Raw genomic sequence first — 18,987 nt, forward strand, 5'->3', positions numbered from 1 at the left:
TCCCGCGCTCGCCGACGACGACCCCTTAGGAGTCGCCATGCGTACTCCCCTCCGGCCCCTCTCCCGGCGTGGACTGCTCACCGGCGCTCTCGGTTCGGCCGCCCTGCTCACCGTGGGCGGCAGCCTCGTGGGCTGCGGCATAAAGGGCGCGCAGCAGACCGAGGCCGGCTGTGTCAGCGAAGACCTCTCCGACGCCGAGAAGAAGCTCGCCTTCTCCAACTGGCCGCAATACCTGGACGTGGACTCGGAGGACGCGTCCAAGCGACCCAGCCTGGACGAGTTCATTGCGAAGACCGGCATCCAGGTGACCTACACCGAGGACATCAACGACAACAACGAGTTCCTCGGCAAGGTGCAGAATCAGCTCGCCGCCTGCCAGAGCATCGACCGCGACATCGTCGTGCTGAGCGACTGGATGGCGGCCCGGATGATCCGGCTCGGCTGGATCCAGAAGCTCGATCCGGCGAAGATCCCGAACGTGCAGGCCAACCTGCTTCCGTCGCTGGTCAACCGCTCCTTCGACACCGAAAACCGGATCTCCATCCCGTGGCAGTCCGGCCTGGCCGGGTTGGCGTACAACGGCAACGTCACCAAGGAACTGCGTACGGTCGACGAGCTGCTCACCCGCCCCGATCTCAAGGGCAAGGTGACCGCGCTCAGCGAGATGCGCGACACGATGGGCCTGCTGCTCGGGGCGGGCGGGCACGACCCGGCCAACTTCACGAGCGCGCAGTTCGACGACGCACTCAACAAGCTCAAGAAGGCTGTCGACTCGGGGCAGATCCGCAGGTTCACCGGCAACGACTACGCATCCGACCTGGCCAAGGGCGACATCGCCGCGTGCATCGGCTGGTCCGGAGACGTCATCCAGCTCTCCGCTGAGGACGAGAAGGTGCGGTTCGTCGCGCCCGACTCCGGCGTGATGCTCTACAGCGACAACATGATGGTCCCCAACAAGGCCACCCACAAAGCGAACGCCGAGCAGCTCATCAACTACTACTACGAGCCGGTGGTCGCGGCGAAGCTCGCCGCTTACGTCAACTACATCTGCCCGGTCAAGGGTGCTCAGGCCGAGATGGAGAAGATAGACCCCGAGCTTGCCGCGAACCCGCTGATCTTTCCGGACGAGGCGCTGCTGTCGAAGTCCAAGGTTTTCATGGCCCTGGACGAAAAGCAGGAAAGGGAGTACGAGGGCAAGTTCCAGCAGGTCATCGGGGCGTGATGGGGATGACGCGCGAGACACCCGCCGGCGACCTGCGTCTGGCCAACCTCACCAAGCGGTTCGGCATCTTCACCGCGGTCGACGACCTCAGCCTGACCGTTGCACAGGGGTCCTTCTTCGCGCTGCTCGGCGCGTCCGGCTGCGGCAAGACCACCACGCTGCGGATGATCGCCGGGCTAGAGGAGCCGACCAGCGGTCAGGTGCTGCTCGGTGACCGGGACATCGCCCGGCTGCGACCGTACAAGCGGCCGGTCAACACCGTGTTCCAGAGCTACGCGCTCTTTCCGCACCTCACCATCTTCGAGAACGTGGCCTTCGGGCTGCGTCGGCGCGGCATCCGCTCAGTCGGCGACGAGGTCACCCGGATGCTGTCGATGGTGCAGCTCGACGGCTTCGGCAACCGCCGCCCCGCCCAGCTTTCCGGCGGTCAGCAGCAGCGAGTAGCGCTGGCCCGCGCGCTGATCAACCGGCCGCAGGTGCTGCTGCTCGATGAGCCACTCGGTGCGCTCGACCTGAAGCTGCGCCGCCAGATGCAGATCGAGCTGAAGCGGCTCCAGACCGAGGTCGGCATCACGTTCGTGCACGTCACCCACGACCAGGAGGAGGCCATGACCATGGCCGACACCGTCGCGGTGATGAACGCTGGCCGGATCGAGCAGCTCGGCGCGCCGGCCGACATCTACGAGTTCCCCGCCACCGCGTTCGTGGCGAACTTCCTCGGCCAGTCCAACCTGCTCGTCGGCGAGGCCACCGGCACGGGTGGCGGCGACGTCGCGGTGACGGCGCACGGCGCGCGCTTCTCGGTGCCCGCCGGCCGGGCACGGGCCGACCACGGTCCGGTCCACCTGGGGGTACGCCCGGAGAAACTGCATCTGGTCGGCTCCGCCGACCAGGTGCCCGCTGGGCATCAGCACGTCACCGGGATGGTCACGGATGCCTCCTACGTGGGGGTCAGCACGCAGTACCTGCTGCGCACCGGCTGGGGCACCGAGCTGTCGGTCTTCGCAGCCAACAACGGATCCCCGACGCGGGTGCAGGTCGGCAGTGAAGCTGTGGCGTACTGGGATCCGCGGCACGCGTTCCTGCTGCCCCGGGACGCCGCCGACATCGACCGGACGTCGCCGGTGTTCGAAGAGCCGGTGGGTGCGTCGTCGTGACCCTGGCCCCCACCGGATCGGGGCACCTGCCGCCCGCACTGCCGGCAGCCCGGTCCGGGCGACACCGGCTCCTGCCGTACCTCCTGTTGTTGCCGGGTGCGGCCTGGCTGCTGATCTTCTTCGGTGTGCCGTTGGCGCAGCTAGCGGCGGCCAGCCTGTACGACCCCAGCGGCTCGCTCTCCACCGGGTACGCGATGACCTGGGCGTTCAAGAACTATCCGGATGTGGTGCAGGCGTACTGGCCGCAGTTCCTGCGCTCGTTCTCCTACGCCGGTGTGGCGCTGCTGCTGGCGCTGCTGCTGGGCTACCCGTTGGCGTACGCGATCGCGCAGAAGGCCGGAAGGTGGAAGAACCTCCTGCTGGTCTGCGTCGTCGCGCCGATGTTCACGAGCTTTCTGGTCCGCACGTTGGCGTGGAAGACCATCCTGTCGGACAACGGCGCACTTGTCGGCCTGCTGCGTGAGGTGCACCTGCTCGCCCCGGACGGTCGGCTGCTGGCAACCCCGTTCGCGGTGGTGCTCGGTCTGACGTACAACTTCCTGCCGTTCTTGGTGCTGCCGTTGTACGCGAGCCTGGAGCGGCTGGACCACCGGCTGCTGGAGGCGGCCAGTGACCTGTATGCGAGCCCGGCGCAGGCGTTTCGGCGGGTGACCCTGCCGATGTCCATGCCCGGCCTGGTCGCCGGCACGCTGCTGTTCTTCATCCCGGCGAGCGGCGACTACATCAACGCCGAACTGCTCGGCACCCCCAACGAGTACATGATCGGCAACGTCATCGACTCGGCGTTCCTGGTCCGGCTGGACTACCCGCAGGGCGCCGCGCTGTCGTTCCTGCTGATGGCGGCGATCCTCGCGGTGACCTTCGGCTATCTGCGCAGAGCCGGCGCGGAGGAGATGCTGTGAGGATCTCGCGCTGGCTGGCGGACCGCTGGGTGATGATCGTGGCGCTGCTGGTGCTCGGCTACCTGGCGCTGCCGATCCTGGTGGTGGCCGCCCTGTCGTTCAACCGCCCGTCGAACCGGCTGTCGTACGACTTCAGCGAGTTCACCCTGGACAACTGGCGTCAGCCGTGCGCCACCTCGGACATGTGCGACGCGGTGCTCCGCAGTGTGCAGATCGGTTTTCTCGCCACGGTGGTCGCCACCGTGCTCGGCACCCTGATGGCATTCGCGCTGGTCCGGCATCGATTCCGTGGCCGGTCCGGCATCAACGTGCTGATCCTCCTGCCGATGGCCACCCCGGAGCTGGTGATGGGCACGTCGCTGCTGGCGCTCTTCGTGTCCGCCGGGGTGCCGCAGGGCTTCTGGACCATCGTGATCGCGCATGTGATGTTCTGCGTGTCGTTCGTGGTGGTCACCGTGAAGGCGCGGCTCGCCGGGATGGATCGGCGGCTGGAGGAGGCTGCCATGGACCTCTACGCCAGCGAGTGGCAGACCTTCCGGCGGATCACCCTGCCGCTGGTGCTGCCCGGCATCGTGGCCGCCGCGCTGCTGGCCTTCTCGCTGAGCTTCGACGACTTCATCGTCACGAACTTCAACGCAGGCACCACTGTCACGTTCCCGATGTACGTCTGGGGCGCTGCCCAGCGGGGCATCCCACCGCAGGTCAACGTCATCGGCACCGCGATGTTCGCGATCGCGCTGCTGCTGGTCGGGCTCAGCTCGCTACGAGGTCGACGGTCCCGGCGCGCCGCGCTGCGGGCCAGCCCGGCGCATCACGTACGCAGGTCCTGACCCGCCCGGGCTACCGGTGCGTTGAGCCCGTGTGCTGACGGCATCTCGACACATCCCCGGTCGGTCACCGTCGGCCTCCGTCGGCCTGTGTCGGGCTCTGCGAATTGGCCGCGAGATGGCTCGACGCGTAGTGATTTGCAGCCTTCGTTGGTATTTACAGCGGCACGATCGGCCCTGCCGGGCCGACCTCAGGGATCACCCAAGTTGGCGACTCGTCGCCGGAAGGAGCGCCACCGATCTTCCCCTTTGAGCGAAAGGTGCAGGTGACAAGCGCGATGGTGGATATTGCTCCCCGTATTTGCGACGACACTCATCGCCGTGACGATGCAACCACACCCGCCGTCGTTCGGCACGGGCCCCCGACCGAGCTGGTTCCGCCGCGCCAGCCCAGGCCGCCGAGTGGCCGTGATCCTCGGCTCGGTGGCCCTCTCATTCCTGCTGCTCTGCTGCACCGGCGGCGCCATCATCGGTGCGCTGACCGGCGAGCCGGAGCCGACCCGCACCGGCACCGCCGCCGAGGCGCAGCAACCCATCGTGGCGGCACCCGCCGAGCCGACCGAGGCTGCCGACGAGCAGGTCGCGTCGCCGGTCGCCGCATCCACCACGCCGCCGCCGTTGCCGCCGCCGTCAGCCTCGCCGTTGCCGCCCGCGTCGGCCTCGCCGAGCCCGTCCAAAGCGGCGGCCCTGGTGCAGGTGACGACCGTGACGGAGAAGACCGCGATCCGGTACGGCGAGCGGACCGTCAAGGACTCTTCCCTGGCCGAGGGCAAACGGGTCGTCCGGACCAAGGGCGTGAACGGTGTACGGACGCTGACGTACGAGGTGACCACCACGGACGGGGTGCGGACAGCCAAGAAGCTCGTCAAGTCCACCGTGACGAAGCAGCCGGTGACCCAGGTCGTCGCCGTCGGCACCAAGAAGGCACAGTCGTCGAAATGCGACCCGAACTACACCCCCTGTGTCCCGGTTGCCAGCGACGTCGACTGTGCGGGCGGCAGCGGTAACGGCCCCGCCTACGTCAGCGGACCCATCAGAGTGATTGGCGACGACATCTACGACCTGGACCGCGACGGCGACCGCACCGCCTGCGACTAACCCCACCCCTCCCCCCGCCGCCCGCCCCACCCCCTCCCTGCCGCCCGCCCCGCCCCACCCCTCCCCCTGCCGCGATCTTGCACTTTCGGTCCCCGCATTCCTCTCCTTTCGGGCATTTCTTCGACAGAAAGTGCAAGATCGGCGATTGGGGAGGGCGGGAGGGTAGGCGGCTAGCACGGGAGAGGGTGGGGTGGGGGTTTGTCCACAGAGGGATTCGTTTTCCACAGGTGGGTGGTCGGGGGCTTTCCTGAGGTCTGGGGTCGGTCAGCCTGCTGACATGGCAACTCAGTTGTGGCGTACTGACGCGCTGGTGCGCGGACTCACGGTGGGACGGATCCGTACGCGGCTCAGCCGCGAAGAGCTGTTTCGAGTGCGGAGGGGGGTCTACGCCGACCAGCCCTGCGGTGATGATGACGAACTCCGTGCCCTGATGCTTCGTCTGCCTGAAGGTGCCATGTTGGCAAGGCAGAGTGCCGCACTCCGGCACGGCTTCGGGGTGCTGCGGGAAGACCTGATCCATGTACAGTTGCCCGCCGAGATGCCGAAACCCCGTCTGCCCGGGGTCGTCGTACACCGGACCGTTCTATCCGTTGATCCAGTTGTCGTTGGAGGGCTGCCGTGCGTACCTGCGGCCCGCTGCGCCGTCGACCTGGCCCGCGCCGTTCGGCGGCTCGATGCCCTGCCGGTGCTCGATGCCGCACTCCGGTCGGGCGTGGTCGACCAGGATGACCTGCTGGCGGAGGTCTCGGTCCACGCTGCGATGCGTGGTGTTCAACAAGCCCGGCAACTCATATCGCTGGCGGACGGTCGGGCAGAATGCCGGCAGGAGAGTCAACTGCGACTGATCCTGATCGACGGAGGGCTGCCACCGCCCGAGCCGCAGCTCTGGGTGAGCGACCGCTCCGGTCACCCTGTCTACCGGCTTGATCTGGGCTACCGCGAGCGTCGCATTGGCATCGAGTACGACGGACTGTCGCACCTGGATCGCCGTCGGCTCCGGTACGACCGAGAGCGGATCAACTGGCTGGACGCTGCGGGCTGGCGCATGCGCTACTTCACCGACCGCGACCTCTACCGCCGCCCTCAGCACATCATCGCCACCATCGGAGCAGCCCTGTCCTAACCCACCCCACCCTGCCCTGGGCCCCTGCCCTGGGCCCCTGCCCTGGGCCCCGCCGATCTTGCACTTTCTGTCCGAACCTTTGCGGCATCCAGGACATTTCAGCGACACAAAGTGCAAGATCGACCAGGGTTAGGGCCAGGGCCAGGGCCAGGGCCAGGGCCAGGGCCAGGGCCAGGGCCAGGGCCAGGGCCAGGGCCAGGGCCAGGGCTGGGTTGGGGGTGGGGTGGATTGCCTTTGTGGCGTGGATCACTCCTGGGTGGGTGGCGTTGTGGGTGGTGGGTGGGGCGGCGCAGACGGCATGAGTTGGGTACAAAACCGGCAGAGGCTGGGTTGCGATGGTTTGTCCGCCGGGCGTTGCCGTGGAGGATGGCTTCGGCGGGTGCTTACAGAACCCTTAACCCGGTTCTGCGACGGTATGCCGGGCAAGCCGAACTCGGGGGAGCTGAAGACGTGCGGGTGCTGGTGGCGGACGACGAGCGGTTGTTGGCGGACACGGTGGCCGAAGGGCTGCGCCGCCTCTCCATGGCCGTCGACGTCTGCTACGACGGCGACGGTGCGTTGGAGCGGATCGGAGTCAATCGGTACGACGTCGCGGTGCTGGACCGGGACATGCCTGGTCACACCGGCGACGAGGTGTGCCGCAGCATCACCGACTCACAGGTCGGCACTCGGGTGCTGCTGCTCACCGCGGCGGCCGGCATCCGGGACCGGGTGGAGGGGCTCGGCCTCGGCGCCGACGACTACCTGACCAAGCCGTTCGCCTTCGCCGAGTTGGTTGCGCGGGTGCAGGCTCTGGGTCGACGGTCCTCCCCGCCGCTGCCACCGGTGCTCGCTCAGGAGGGCCTGGTCCTGGACGTGGGCCGGCACGTGGCCACCCGGGACGGTCGCCCGCTCGCCCTGAGCCCGAAGGAGTTCGCCGTGCTGCACGTGCTGCTGCGCGCGGACGGGCAGGTGGTCAGCGCTGAGGAGTTGCTGGAGCAGGCCTGGGACGAGTTTGCCGACCCGTTCACCAACGCCGTCCGGGTCACCATGATGACGTTGCGCAAGAAGCTCGGTGATCCCGCGGTCATCCACACCGTTCCGAAGGCCGGCTACCGCATCGGCGGCACGGCGTGACCTGGACTCCCCGACGCCGGGTGCTGCTGGTGGGTTTGCTGGCGCTGCTGGCCGGGCCGCTGCTGCCAGCGATCGGCAAGTGGTTGATGGGGGTGACCTGGACGTGGGGGCAGCAGTTCTGCGACCTGCCCGTGCCGGGGCTGACGACGGTCTGCGGGAGCGTGCGCCATGGGGCGCTCGTGCTGCCCCTGGCGGCCGTTGTGGCCGTGACCCTGGCAGCCCTGGTGGCGCTCTGGTTCGGTGCGGTGTGGTGCCTGCGCCCGGTCGGTGACCTCGCCGGGCCGATCGGGCAGCTCGGCCCGCAGAACCTCGGTCACCGGATCCGACCACGGGGGCGCGACGAGCTGGCCCGGCTGTCCCGGGCGATCGACGAGATGATGGAGCGCGTTTCGGCCGGGTACGAGGGGCAGCGGCGGTTCGCCGCGAACGCCTCGCACGAGCTGCGTACTCCGCTGGCGGTGCAGCGGACGCTCATCGAGGTTGGCATGGCCAGGGCGCTCACCGGCGAGCAGTTGGAGCTGTTGACCAGCCAACTGTTGGAGACCAACGAGCGCAACGAGCGGCTGATCGAGGGCCTGCTCGCGCTCAGCGAGAGTGACCAGGGCCTGCGCTCGCGGATCCCGCAGCGGCTCGACACGATCGTCGAGGCGGTGCTTGCCGGGTATCTGGACCGTGCCCGGGAAGCAGCGGTCACCATCGACACCCATCTCGTACCCCGGGTTGTCGTCGGTGAGCGGGTGCTGCTGGAGCGTCTGGTCAGCAACCTGGTGGAGAACGGGATCAAGTACAACCGCCGGGGTGGCTCGCTGACCGTCTCGGTGAGCGGCGTGCCCGCGCTGTCGGTGGTCAACACCGGCCAGCCCGTGCCGGCCGAGGCGGTGGCCGGTCTCTTCGAGCCGTTCCGCCGGCTCGCCCGGGACCGCACCTCGCATGGCGGAGGCGCGGGCCTGGGTCTGGCAATCGCCCGCTCGATCACCCAGGCGCATGACGGCATCATCGCGGCCCGGCCTGCCGAGCACGGCGGCTTGCGAGTCGACGTCCAACTGCCCATTACGACCTGACCCCACCCACACCCGGGTTCCGCGTACCGCCGGATCCCACCTGCGGTGTACCCGAAAACAAGCCTGCGGTGTGCCCTGAAGCAGAGTGGAGAGACCCGTGACGACCGAGTTAGCCGCGCCCATCACGCCCGTCGCCAGCCCGCCGGCGGCGCGTGTGGTGTGGGCGGACGTCGCGAAGGGCAGCTGCCTCATCCTCGTGGTGCTCTGGCACGTCGTGGTGAAGCACTACCTGCAGATCGACTGGCGGGTCGGCTTGCCGGTACCGGGTGCCTGGGGGTTGCTCGGAGAGCAGCTGTTGCCGCTGCGGATGCCGCTGTTCTTCACGATCTCCGGGGTCTTCGCCGCGAACGCCATCCACCGGCAGTGGCGCGTCGTCTACCGCTCCCGGGTCAGCCGGATGTTCTACCTCTACGGGACGTGGCTGCTGATCCACACCGCCGTGCTTGCCCTCGTTCCGGGCTTCCCCACCGATCGCGCCACCGACATCGGGGGGCTGCTGGCACAGCTGACCATCACCCCGTCCAACCTTTGGTACCTGTACGCGCTGGCCCTCTACTTCGTCCTGGCCAAGGTGCTGCGCCGGGTCCACCCGGCAGTGCTGATCGCGGCCGCTGGCGTACTGTCGGCGATCGCCGCGGCCGGCCTGCTGGACACTCCTGGCAACCGCGGTGGGGTCTACCAGAACCTGGTGTTCTTCCTCGCCGGCCTGCACCTGCGGCCGTATGTCCAACGGTGGGCCGCCACCGCGACCCGCCGCCGGCTGGTGTGGACCTTCGTCCTGTACGCGGTGGCGCTCGCCGCCGTGGCGGCGGGTGCCGGGCAGTGGCTCGGTGTTGGCCTGCTGGTGTCCCTCGCTGCGGTGGCGTTCGGCGTCACCGCTGCCGCCCGGGTGGCCGACCTGCCTCTGGTCGGCGGCACCCTGGCTGCTCTCGGGCGGCGGACGCTGCCGGTCTACGTCATCCACATGCCGGTCCTCGCGCTGCTGCACCGGCTGCTCGCCGGTCCGGTCGCCGGCCTGGACGGGCACGGCCGGGCGCTGCTGGTGGCCGTCTACCCCGCCCTGCTCACCGCAGTGGTGCTGGCGCTCAGCCTGGCGCTGCACCGTGGGCTGTTGGCGGCCCGTGCGAGCTGGCTGTTCGAGCTGCCCGCGTGGCACCGCCCACCCGCGTCGCACCAGCGACCCGCGTCGCACCGGCTACCCGCGTCGCACCGGCGCTGACTACACCCGCACACGAAGGAGAAACGATGTCACGCACCGTTGGCCAGGTCCGGGCCGATGTCGAGGAGGCCGCCCGCTGGCTGGCCGGCCGCGTGGTCCGCACACCCGTGCTGCGGTCCCCGGTGATTGACGGTCTGGCCGGGGCACGAGTGCTGCTGAAGGCGGAGAACCTCCAGGACGGCGGCTCGTACAAGATGCGTGGCGCACTGCGGGCTGTTGGCCGGCTCGCCGCGGCCGGCCACACCGGGGTGATTGCGCAGAGCACCGGTAACCACGCGGTGGCGGTGGCGTTGGCGGCCCGGCAGCACGGGCTCTCGGCGACTGTGGTGCTGCCGGTCGACGCGGCACCGACGAAGGTCGACCGGGCCCGCGCGGCGGGGGCGCGGGTGGTGCTCGCCGGCACCGGCGTAGAGGAGCGGGTGGCGGTGGCCAGCGGCCTCAGCGACGAGAACGGTCACCCCGTCGTCGACGCGTACGACCACCCGGACGTCATCGCTGGGCAGGGCACCGCCAGCCTTGAGCTGATCGAGGAGGCCGAGCGCGCGGGCACACCTCTGGACGCGCTGGTCGTACCGGTCGGTGGTGGTGGCGGGGTGGCGGGCGCCTGCCTGGCCGCCGCAGGCACCGGCATCGAGGTGTACGGCGTGGAACCCGCGGGTTGTGACTCGCTCGCCCGCAGCATGGCGGCCGGTGAGCGAGTCCCGGTCGCGCCGGCGCCGACGATCGCGGATGGGCTGCGGCCGTCCTGCGTGGGTGAGTTGCCGTTCGCCATCGTGCGCGACGCGCTGCGCGGGGTTGTCCGCGTCGACGACGACGAGATCGGGGCGGCGTTCCGGCTGATCCTGATGGAGCTGAAGGTGCTCGCTGAGCCGTCCGGGGCGGCTGGCCTGGCCGGGGCGCTCCGGCTCACCCCCGAAGCTGACGCGCGTCGGGATCGGCAACGGACGGTCGGCGTCGTGCTGACCGGCGGAAACGTGGAGGCGGCGCTGGTGGCCCGGTTGCTGGTGCAACGGCCTGCCGAGGCGACGACTGTGGAAGGGGTGGCGGCGTGAGCGCGCCAACTCGGATCGAGGTTCTGTTCGTACGGGCCGGTCCGCGTCCGGGCGTCGACTTTTTCTACGACGAGAAGGCAGGCGAGCTGTACGTGAACGAGCTGAACGCGATGCCCGGCTTCACCGCGCACTCGATGTACCCGAAGGTGTGGGCGGCTGTCGGTGTCGGTCATCGGGAGGTGGTGGATCGACTCGTCGAGTTGGCCCGTCCCCGTTATGCGGAACGGTCCGCGACCACCGTGGGGAGCGTCCGATGATCCTGCTCTCCGATCCTCGGGTGGCGGCCGTGCCCAGCGCCGACGACGGCGAGGAGTTACTGGACCTGCGTGAGCTGCCGGAGCTGCGGCTCGACGGACGCGCGGCCGACCCCGCCGGGGCGTACGCCCAGCTGCGCGCTGGTGTCGTGGATCGCCTGCTGGCCGCGCAGCGTGCCCTGCCCAACGGGATGCGCCTGCTGGTCGTCGAGGGTTACCGGCCGTACCAGGCGCAGCTGGCCATCTTCACCGGCTATCGGGACGAGCTGCGTCGACGGTACCCGGACTGGTCTCCGGAGCGGCTGCATCGGGAGACCACGAAGTTCGTCTCGCCGGTCGAGGTGGCCCCGCACAGCACGGGTGGGGCGGTGGACCTGACGTTGTGCACCGACGACGGTGTGGAACTGGACCTGGGCACGGCCATCGACGCCACCCCGGAGGACAGCGACGACGCCTGCTTCACCGACGCGCCCACGATTGGCGCCACCGCCCGCCGACATCGACAGATCATGGTGGACGCTCTCGGCGGCGCAGGGATGATCAACTATCCGACGGAGTGGTGGCACTGGTCGTACGGGGACCGTTACTGGGCGCTGATGACCGGGGCGCCACACACCCGGTACGGGCCGATTGACCTGGCCGCCGCACGATCGGTACCCGTGCCGGCTGAACGGTAGGACGCCCCCGCCCGTACCAGGTGAGTGGAGGACACCACCGAGGGCGGGAGTGACGGCGATGAGGGTGCAGCGCAGGCACGCGATGGCGGCGACCGTGGCGGTGCTCGCCGCGGCGGGTGTGGCGGTGGGGACCAACTTCGGGTTCGCCGGCACCGCCCCGGCACGGTCGTCCGTCTGCTCCGGCTCGGTGACCTTCTCGGCCGAGGGCGGTGCACCGGCGGCGACCAGCGACCGGTTCCCGGTGGGTACGCGGCTGCGGGTGACCAATCTGGACAACAACCGGGCCGCCACGGTGACGGTGACCGGCCCGTCGGGCAGTTGTGTGCTGCTCAACGCGGCGGCCATGGAGCTGGTCCGGGAACCAGGGAAGAACGTGATCCGCCGCAACGTGGTGGAGCGCGTCGGCGGTGCCGCGCCGCCGGTCGGTGCGCCGGCCCCCGGAACGGTCCGCCCCGGTGCCGCATCGCCCGGCGCGCCCGGTCCGGCGCCCCGCTCGGCGTGCTCGGGGGCGATCACCTTCTTCGAGGAGGCGGCCGGGCCGGCGGCCACCAGCGGGCAGTTCCCGGTGGGCACCCGGCTGCGGGTCACGAACCTGGACAACAACCGGGCGACCACGGTGACGGTGACGGGCCCGTCGGGCAGTTGCGTGCTGCTCAACTCCGCAGCGATGGAGCAGATCCGCGAGCCCGGCAAGAACCTGGTCCGCCGCAACGCGGTCGAAGTGCTCCGCTGACGTCCGGCGGGGCCCCGGTCGAGCAGGGGCCCCTCCTGAGGTCTGTGCTCTAGTCGGCCTGCCAGGTGCCGTCGTCACGAACCCGGGCGGGGGCGCGACCAAGCAGCAGCGTGGTCAGCGCGGCGTCGATGGTGTCGCCGAGGAACCACTCGCCGGCCTGATCGAGCGCGAACACTCGGCCCCGCTCGTCCACCGCCAGGATGCTGTCCTGTTGTTCGGTGCCGATCGGAAACAGTCGTACGCCGAGCACCGCCCCGAAGTCCGCGAGCGTGTCGGCGGTGTGCGCGATGGTGTGCGGGCGAATGTCGAAACGGGAGATCCACACCTGCTCGCCCCGGCCGCGTCGGGCACCGACCAGGCTGGGGAACGCGGTCAGCGCCTCCACGGCGGCGGGGAAGACCGTGTGCTGGTGGGTCAGCCCCGGCACCGCGGTGACATCCCGCACGGCTGCGGCAGCCATGATCCGATCCCCGATGTGCGGTCGCCAACCGGCAGCGACAAGCGCGTTGGCGACCTCCGCCGGGAAGCGCCCCGGATCGGGGTCGGGCTCCGCCGGCGCACGCCAGGTTTCGGTATAGGCCCGAGCCGCCTCCGGCAGGACGTTGGCCCGTACCAGGAAGCTGATGCACGAATCGCAGGGCCGGTCGGCGGGGCCGCCAGCCGGATCACCCGGCTCACGGACCCGGAAGACTTCGAACCGGGCGTCCTCCAGCAGTGCGGCCGCCTCGGCTCGACCCATCGGCGCAATGCCCTCGGCCGCCCGACGGTGGTCGTATTCGTGTAGGACGTCGGAGACCACGATCAGCTCGGCGTGGGCTTCCCCGCCGCGGACCAGCTCGCCAGGGGGCAGTTGGTCCAGGTAGGTGCGCACGAGCGGGTGATGGTTCAGCGGGACGTCCGCCTTCGTGCCCTGGGCTGTCCAGATCCGCCCTTCGATGGTCAGATGCGCGGCGGTGTTCGGAGTGGCGATCCGGTGGATTTCCCGGACCAGCAGGCTCGACGGATCAACGGTGCGGGGAGCGCTCGGCCCGGCGGGCTGGCTGCGCCTGTACATCTCCGCCACCACCGTGCTCGGCACCCGGGGCCAGGTGGTGACCTTGCCGGTCTGCTTGTCGATGACGGTCGTCGGCAGGTCCCCGGGGACCGTGCGTGCCTCGGTGGGCACGACGGACGTGATGACGTAGCCGAGGTCGAACTCGTCGACCATCGCCGTGCACTCGTGGCCGAGGCGCTGAGAGTCGCGGCGGGCCCAGGTGGCCGCGAGTTGCTCTGCTTGTAGACGGTCGATCACACACTGAAACTACCGGACCACACGGATCGATGGCGGCCGGTATTGTTTCGCTCTACCGACGGTGACGGGAGGGGCGGCGGTGAGCGAACACTCAGACCGGGGCACCAATCGCGAGCTACGGGCCCGATTCGACGACGTGTACGGGCAATATCAGCAGCTCAGGTCCGGTTTGGACACCCTTCAGACGCGGCTCGCCGAGCTGCGGGTGACCCGGCGGTCGGCCGACGGCCAGGTGACGGCCACAGTGGGTGCCCAGGGCCAGTTGATCGATGTCGAGCTGGCGCCCACCGTCTACCGCGAGCGGGACGCCGTGGCGCTCGGCCGAAAAATCACCGAAACGGTCCACGCCGCCACGACCGCGGCCGCCGACGCCACCCGCGACCTCGTTGCCGAGACCATGCCGGCCGGCTCCGGGTCGGTGGACTTCCTGCGCACCGGAGATTTCGCCGCCCTGCTCGGCCGGGCCGATGCCGTGCTCGGCAGGGGTGAGGGGAAGGCATGACTGACGGGCAGCTCTGGCTCGATCCGTCCCGGGCCCGCCGGGGCGGTGCCGACCTGGCACTCGCTGGCGAGGCGGTGACGGCCCGTCGAGCGGCGGAAGGCGGTGCGATCGAGGCCGCCAGCGGTGCCAGGCCATGGGGTCGCGACGACATCGGCGCCGCGTTCGAGCGCAACTACCGCGGGTTCGAGCAGACTGTGCTGCGGGCCTGGGCGGGCGTCGGGCACCGGCTCACCGAGCTGGGCGGCGACGTGGTCAGCGCGGTCGATGCGAGCGTGCAGACCGACGGGGCCAGCGCCGCCCGGTTCGGTCGGGCCGCCGACCAGCGGTGACGGCTGGCGATTCCGATGAGTGTGCTGCCGAGCCCGATTCCACACCCACTGGACTACGCACCCTGGGACGTGCCCGGCTGGATCTACGAGGCCCTCGACTGGGTGGTCGGCGTGCAGTGGCCGGAGGGCAACGAGCGGGCCGTCTGGGACGTCGCCGACCAGTGGTACGCGGTTGCCGCCGTCCTCGCCGGTCCGCACACCGATGCCGCGACCGCCGCTGTCGAGGTGCAGAACGGTTACGGGGGCGTTGGGGCAGTCGACGCGGCGTTCGAGGCGGCCTGGCGGGGAATCGCCGAGGGTGCCGACGCCCCGCTGCCCGTGCTGCTCGCGGTCACCGCCGACCTCGGCCGGCTGGTCGAGGAGTGCGGCTGCGACATCGAGGGCGCCAAACTGGAAGTCTGGATCGAGCTGGGCATCCTGGTCATCGAGCTGCTCTCGGTGGCGGTGGCGGCGATACTCACCGCCGGTGCGGCAACCCCGGCCGCCAGCGCGGCGATCACCGCGACCCGCCTGCTGGTCCAACAGATCTTCAAACGGTTGATGGGCCAACTGGCCAGCAAGACTCTCAAACACGGGCTCAAGGAGGCCGGCGAGCGGGCGGCGAAGGAAGTTGCGCAGGGTGGCGTGCGCGGGCTCGCCAAGCGTGCCGCCCGTGAAGGGCTGGACGAAGCCGCCGAGGAGGCCGGGGTTACCCTGGCCACCCAGGCATACCAGAACTCCACCGGGCGGGCGCACGGCCTGGACCTGACCGACCTCGGCGCGTCGGCGGTCGGCGGCCTCGCAGGCGGGGCGGTGGCACCGCTGGCCGGCCTGGGCCGACACGCGACCGGGAGAGCCGCGCGCATCGGGGAGCACCTGGGGCGGGAGATGACCGGCGAGGTGCTCGCCGACAGCGCTGCCAGCCTGGCCACCGGGCAGGGCTTGACCTCGATGGAGGACGTGGCACGCGCTGCCGCCTCCGGGGCTACCGGTTCGGCGACCGGCCAGACCGACCACGCGCTCCGCGCCCGGCTCGACGCGCAGGCCAACGCCCTCGCCGGGGCGTCACTCGCCGGGCCGTCCCTCCCGTCCGTGGCGCCAGTCGTGGGCGACCTGTCTTCGTCCGGGGCGACCTCCGTTTCTGAGGCGTCCTCCTCCGCGGGGGCATCCGCTACGGCGGGGGGCACGTTCGCGGCGGGCTCGCAGCCGGTGGCTTCGGGTTCGGCGGCTTCGAGTTCGCTGGCGTCGAGTTCGGCGGCGTCGACTTCGGAGGCTCCGTCTTCGGGCCTTTCGGTGCAGGCGACGGCGGCCGTCGCCACGCCGCAGCCCGCCCACCTGGCACCGCTACCCGCCGAGGTGCAGACCTACGCCGGCGTTGATCTGCCACCGAGGGCCGACCTGTCGCACGCCACAGCCGCTGACGTGAACACGTCGCCCCCGCTGCCAAGAAGCGCGGCCGCCGACGTGGACATTGTCGACCATCCGGTGCGCCCGTCCGAGGTGATGCCGCCGGTGGACGGGCCTCAGACGGAGAGAGCGGGCACCGCACACCCGGTAGCGGCCGATCCCACACCTTCGTCGCCGGCCGATCCGAGGCTTTCGTCGGTGGACACAGATCCGAGGCCCTCGTCGGTGGCCGCTGATCCGAAGCTCTCGTCGGTGGCCGCTGATCCGAGGCTTTCGTCGGTGGCCGCGCCGGCACCCGTGGCCGGGGGCATCGAGCCGGCCACCGGTGTTGCACCGGGCTACCCCAGCAACTCGCCGCACGTCACCACCGGTCCAATGGCCTGGTCTCCGTCGACTGGCACGCCAGCACCGACGATCACCCCCGGCCCGACAGCGCCAGTCTCCTTCGCTGCCCCGGTGGTGGGCCGGTTCCCCGTACCCTCGCGTTCCCCCACGCGGGAGGTGCTCGCACCCGACCATCCGGCCCGGGGCAGAGCGTCAATCCCCGTCGACGTGGCGGCGTTCGGTGACCCGTCGGTGCCCGCAACCGAAACCATCGACTCGTACGCGGCGCAGTGGGCCGCCGAAGCGGAAGCCGCCGAGCGGCGGCGCTACCGAGGCCACTACGAATCGCAGCGGACCGGGTTCGAGCACAATCGCCGGCAGGCAGAGGCCGACCGACTACGCGCCCGGGCCGCGGAGCACGATCGCAGGGCCATCGAGTACGCCACCTACGCCCGACAACTGCACCAAACTGGTCACCGGCAGTGGTCCGACGGCTGGCAGCGGGCCGCGAACGACGAGACACGCGCGTACGCCCAATGGCGTGACCTGGCAGACGCGGTGCTGGCTGGCACCACGGCACCGCCGGTCGTGGACATCGGCGCCGGAGCCTTCGACCACGCAAACAGGGACGTGGGGGCGCTCGCGCTCGGCGCGGTCGAGACCGCCGGCCCGTCCCGGCTCACCGGCGACGACGTGCCCCCACCGATCGACGACTCCCGACCGTACGGGCAGCCCGGAGGACTGCGTCCACCACTCGCCCTGCACCAGGTCGACGTCGAACGCCAGATGCCCCGCGACCCGGACGGCGCCGTCACCCGCACCGCCGACCCACGACAGGGCAACTGGTTCCGGCTCCTCAACGACGGAGGTCCCGCAGCCGACGCCACCCGGGGCATCAACTGCCTCGACTGCACGCTGTCGATGTTCGAAACGTGGGTGCACGGGCGGCCACGAGTGTCGGCACCGCGCACCTTCGACGGCTACCTGGACGGTGACATCCGACGCCCGATCCGAGGCGAAGCAGGCGGCCCCGGCCGAGTGGAGGACGTCACCGGCGGGCGCTTCCAGCAACTCCTCGCCCCGCCGTCCGGCCAACGTTCCTATGCCGAGGACGCACGGCAGGCCGCCGAACGGGGCTACCGCAACCTGCACGACCAACTCCTGCTGGGAGGCCACGGCAGCTACGCGTTCCTGGTCACCGAGTCGCCACACGGCGGTTCGCACGCCTGGGTGGCGCTCAACCAGAACGGCACGGTGCTCTACGTCGACCCGCAGAACAGCCTGATCCGGGACCGGCCGTTGTACCCCGATGTGGTCGGCATCGACGCGCTGCTGCTGAGCGGAGACGGCCGGCCAATGCCGCTCGGCGGGCTGCCCCGGGGCCGGTTCAGCGAGCGGCCCGACCTGCCGGACCACCCGCCAACGTACGACAACGGCAGCCACGGCGACCCGTACATCAACCGCATGCACCTACTCCTGGACGGCCCAGGGTCGGCCTTCGAGGGCAGCGGGAAGCCGATCCCAACGGATTCGCAAGGGAGTGTGGGAGAGAAGCGGCTATACGAAGCCGGCTGGCAGCTTGCTGCCCAACTTCTGCCCGCCGATGATTCAGGCCGCCAGTTGGAGCCGAGGGATTGCGAGTTTCTTGGCATTACGCCTGAGTCGGTGATGGCCTGGGCCGACAGGTCGGCGCCTCTCGGAATGACCGCCGCTCAGTTCGCAGAGATGAAGGCTGGGCTCTTCGAAGCACTGCGGGGAGACGGCCTTGACCCGGCGCTTGTCGATATGCGTCTGCAGGGATCCTCGGCCCACTTCTTTTCGGGAGCTCACAAGCGCCTGCCAACGGAAGCTGATCTAGTTGACGAACCTGAGGCGTTGGCACGTTTACGGGACTGGTCTCAAGGTTCCTCGTTGCCGCAGCGTAGGCCGTTTGACTCTATGTACCGGCTGGGCCTCGAAGATTCCAGCGACTACGACTTCCAATTCTCGTCGCAAGCAATGGTCGATCTCGCAACTCAGCATGCCGCGGAGAAATATCCTGAGCTGCGTGTCGTCAACAAGCGCTATGGGTTCGTTGCCAAGAAGGTCGCACGGGAGTGTTTTCCACGACTGTTCGAATGGGCTGAGCGATTCACGAATGAGCTCGGACGTGATGTAGTGCCTGCGATCTTTCCTGGCGCTGGGCCACCTGACCGCCGAGATTCTGGTGTCTCATCCCATTTTCGGGACTCTGACTGGATTATTAGGGAAGAGTAGATGTTGGCTAGTTGGGTTATTGAGTTGGCGGGAAGACTGGACCAGTCCTCCTTGGACAGGCTGCGTGCCACCCTCGGTCTGAGCAGGGTTGGTCGGCTCGGCGACGACTGGGACGAATTGTTCGGCGAGGCCAAACGGACGGTTGCTGAGACGTCTGCCCGGGTCGGGCTTTGGCGGGACGTGGACACGGGTCGGTGGCGTCTCGACGTTGAGGGGCTCTCGGAGTCTGCGGACCCAGATGTTCAGAGTCTGCTGACAATGATTCGGGGAGAGATCGTCGCCGCGCAGGTGCAGGTCGCCTCGATCACGCGACGTCGCTGAACGGGCTATAAGATCAATTTCGTAGGTGGTCCTTCATCGAGACCATCGGTCTCGGCCGGTTCCTAGTACGGCAGCCGCCGTTCGTGATCATGGTTGGAGTTCGAGGGTGAGGCGGCGAGCGTAGTGGGCTCGTTTGG

Annotated in this window: 17 protein-coding genes; 16 read left to right on the forward strand and 1 reads right to left on the reverse strand. The window is 69.6% G+C overall.

What is annotated here, in order from left to right:
- Positions 1 to 37 precede the first annotated feature (37 nt).
- The 13 genes from ACLQ28_RS09405 to ACLQ28_RS09465 all read left to right on the forward strand — a co-directional run bounded on the left by ACLQ28_RS09405 (position 38) and on the right by ACLQ28_RS09465 (position 12,441).
- Entirely contained in the window at positions 38 to 1,222 is a 1,185-nt protein-coding gene (locus ACLQ28_RS09405) for a polyamine ABC transporter substrate-binding protein (protein ID WP_425685784.1), read from the forward strand.
- A complete protein-coding gene (locus ACLQ28_RS09410) occupies positions 1,222 to 2,379 on the forward strand; it encodes an ABC transporter ATP-binding protein (protein WP_425685785.1) in 1,158 nt (385 codons plus the stop codon). Before ACLQ28_RS09405 ends, ACLQ28_RS09410 begins: the two co-directional genes overlap by 1 nt.
- Entirely contained in the window at positions 2,376 to 3,281 is a 906-nt protein-coding gene (locus ACLQ28_RS09415; protein ID WP_425685786.1) for an ABC transporter permease, read from the forward strand. Before ACLQ28_RS09410 ends, ACLQ28_RS09415 begins: the two co-directional genes overlap by 4 nt.
- A complete protein-coding gene (locus ACLQ28_RS09420) occupies positions 3,278 to 4,111 on the forward strand; it encodes an ABC transporter permease (protein ID WP_425685787.1) in 834 nt (277 codons plus the stop codon). Before ACLQ28_RS09415 ends, ACLQ28_RS09420 begins: the two co-directional genes overlap by 4 nt.
- 324 nt (positions 4,112 to 4,435) lie before the next feature.
- The gene (locus ACLQ28_RS09425) at positions 4,436 to 5,206 is read left to right on the forward strand and encodes a G5 domain-containing protein (protein ID WP_425685836.1); all 771 of its coding nucleotides are present in this window, start codon (positions 4,436 to 4,438) and stop codon (positions 5,204 to 5,206) included.
- A 277-nt stretch (positions 5,207 to 5,483) separates the two neighbouring features.
- A complete protein-coding gene (locus ACLQ28_RS09430; protein ID WP_425685788.1) occupies positions 5,484 to 6,329 on the forward strand; it encodes a DUF559 domain-containing protein in 846 nt (281 codons plus the stop codon).
- Between the two features lie 450 nt (positions 6,330 to 6,779).
- Complete coding sequence (locus ACLQ28_RS09435; RefSeq protein ID WP_425685789.1) at positions 6,780 to 7,445, forward strand: response regulator transcription factor; 666 nt, start codon at positions 6,780 to 6,782, stop codon at positions 7,443 to 7,445.
- Positions 7,442 to 8,506 (forward strand): sensor histidine kinase, encoded by a 1,065-nt coding sequence (locus tag ACLQ28_RS09440; protein WP_425685790.1) that lies wholly within the window; start codon positions 7,442 to 7,444, stop codon positions 8,504 to 8,506. Before ACLQ28_RS09435 ends, ACLQ28_RS09440 begins: the two co-directional genes overlap by 4 nt.
- Positions 8,507 to 8,603: 97 nt before the next feature.
- Positions 8,604 to 9,725, forward strand: a complete 1,122-nt coding sequence (locus tag ACLQ28_RS09445; RefSeq protein ID WP_425685791.1) for an acyltransferase family protein — start codon at positions 8,604 to 8,606, stop codon at positions 9,723 to 9,725.
- 26 nt (positions 9,726 to 9,751) lie between these two features.
- On the forward strand, positions 9,752 to 10,777 hold the full coding sequence (locus ACLQ28_RS09450) for a threonine ammonia-lyase (protein WP_425685792.1): 1,026 nt from the start codon (positions 9,752 to 9,754) through the stop codon (positions 10,775 to 10,777).
- On the forward strand, positions 10,774 to 11,034 hold the full coding sequence (locus ACLQ28_RS09455) for a hypothetical protein (RefSeq protein ID WP_425685793.1): 261 nt from the start codon (positions 10,774 to 10,776) through the stop codon (positions 11,032 to 11,034). The genes ACLQ28_RS09450 and ACLQ28_RS09455 overlap by 4 nt, the downstream gene beginning before the upstream one ends.
- Entirely contained in the window at positions 11,031 to 11,708 is a 678-nt protein-coding gene (locus ACLQ28_RS09460) for a M15 family metallopeptidase (RefSeq protein ID WP_425685794.1), read from the forward strand. The genes ACLQ28_RS09455 and ACLQ28_RS09460 overlap by 4 nt, the downstream gene beginning before the upstream one ends.
- Before the next feature lie 58 nt (positions 11,709 to 11,766).
- On the forward strand, positions 11,767 to 12,441 hold the full coding sequence (locus ACLQ28_RS09465; RefSeq protein ID WP_425685795.1) for a hypothetical protein: 675 nt from the start codon (positions 11,767 to 11,769) through the stop codon (positions 12,439 to 12,441).
- A gap of 49 nt (positions 12,442 to 12,490) precedes the next feature.
- Here ACLQ28_RS09465 and ACLQ28_RS09470 read toward each other — a convergent pair whose 3' ends face one another.
- A complete protein-coding gene (locus tag ACLQ28_RS09470) occupies positions 12,491 to 13,732 on the reverse strand; it encodes an SUKH-3 domain-containing protein (protein ID WP_425685796.1) in 1,242 nt (413 codons plus the stop codon).
- A gap of 79 nt (positions 13,733 to 13,811) precedes the next feature.
- Between ACLQ28_RS09470 and ACLQ28_RS09475 the strand changes: the two genes are divergently transcribed.
- From ACLQ28_RS09475 to ACLQ28_RS09485, 3 genes are read left to right on the forward strand one after another with little or no spacing between them, the layout of a single operon-like run.
- Positions 13,812 to 14,234, forward strand: coding sequence for a YbaB/EbfC family nucleoid-associated protein (locus ACLQ28_RS09475; protein ID WP_425685797.1), 423 nt, complete (start codon positions 13,812 to 13,814; stop codon positions 14,232 to 14,234).
- Positions 14,231 to 14,563 (forward strand): hypothetical protein, encoded by a 333-nt coding sequence (locus ACLQ28_RS09480; protein WP_425685798.1) that lies wholly within the window; start codon positions 14,231 to 14,233, stop codon positions 14,561 to 14,563. The genes ACLQ28_RS09475 and ACLQ28_RS09480 overlap by 4 nt, the downstream gene beginning before the upstream one ends.
- Positions 14,564 to 14,578: 15 nt before the next feature.
- The gene (locus tag ACLQ28_RS09485; RefSeq protein ID WP_425685799.1) at positions 14,579 to 18,529 is read left to right on the forward strand and encodes a toxin glutamine deamidase domain-containing protein; all 3,951 of its coding nucleotides are present in this window, start codon (positions 14,579 to 14,581) and stop codon (positions 18,527 to 18,529) included.
- Positions 18,530 to 18,987 lie beyond the last annotated feature (458 nt).

This window comes from Micromonospora sp. DT201 (assembly GCF_049841575.1).
GTDB lineage: Bacteria > Actinomycetota > Actinomycetes > Mycobacteriales > Micromonosporaceae > Micromonospora.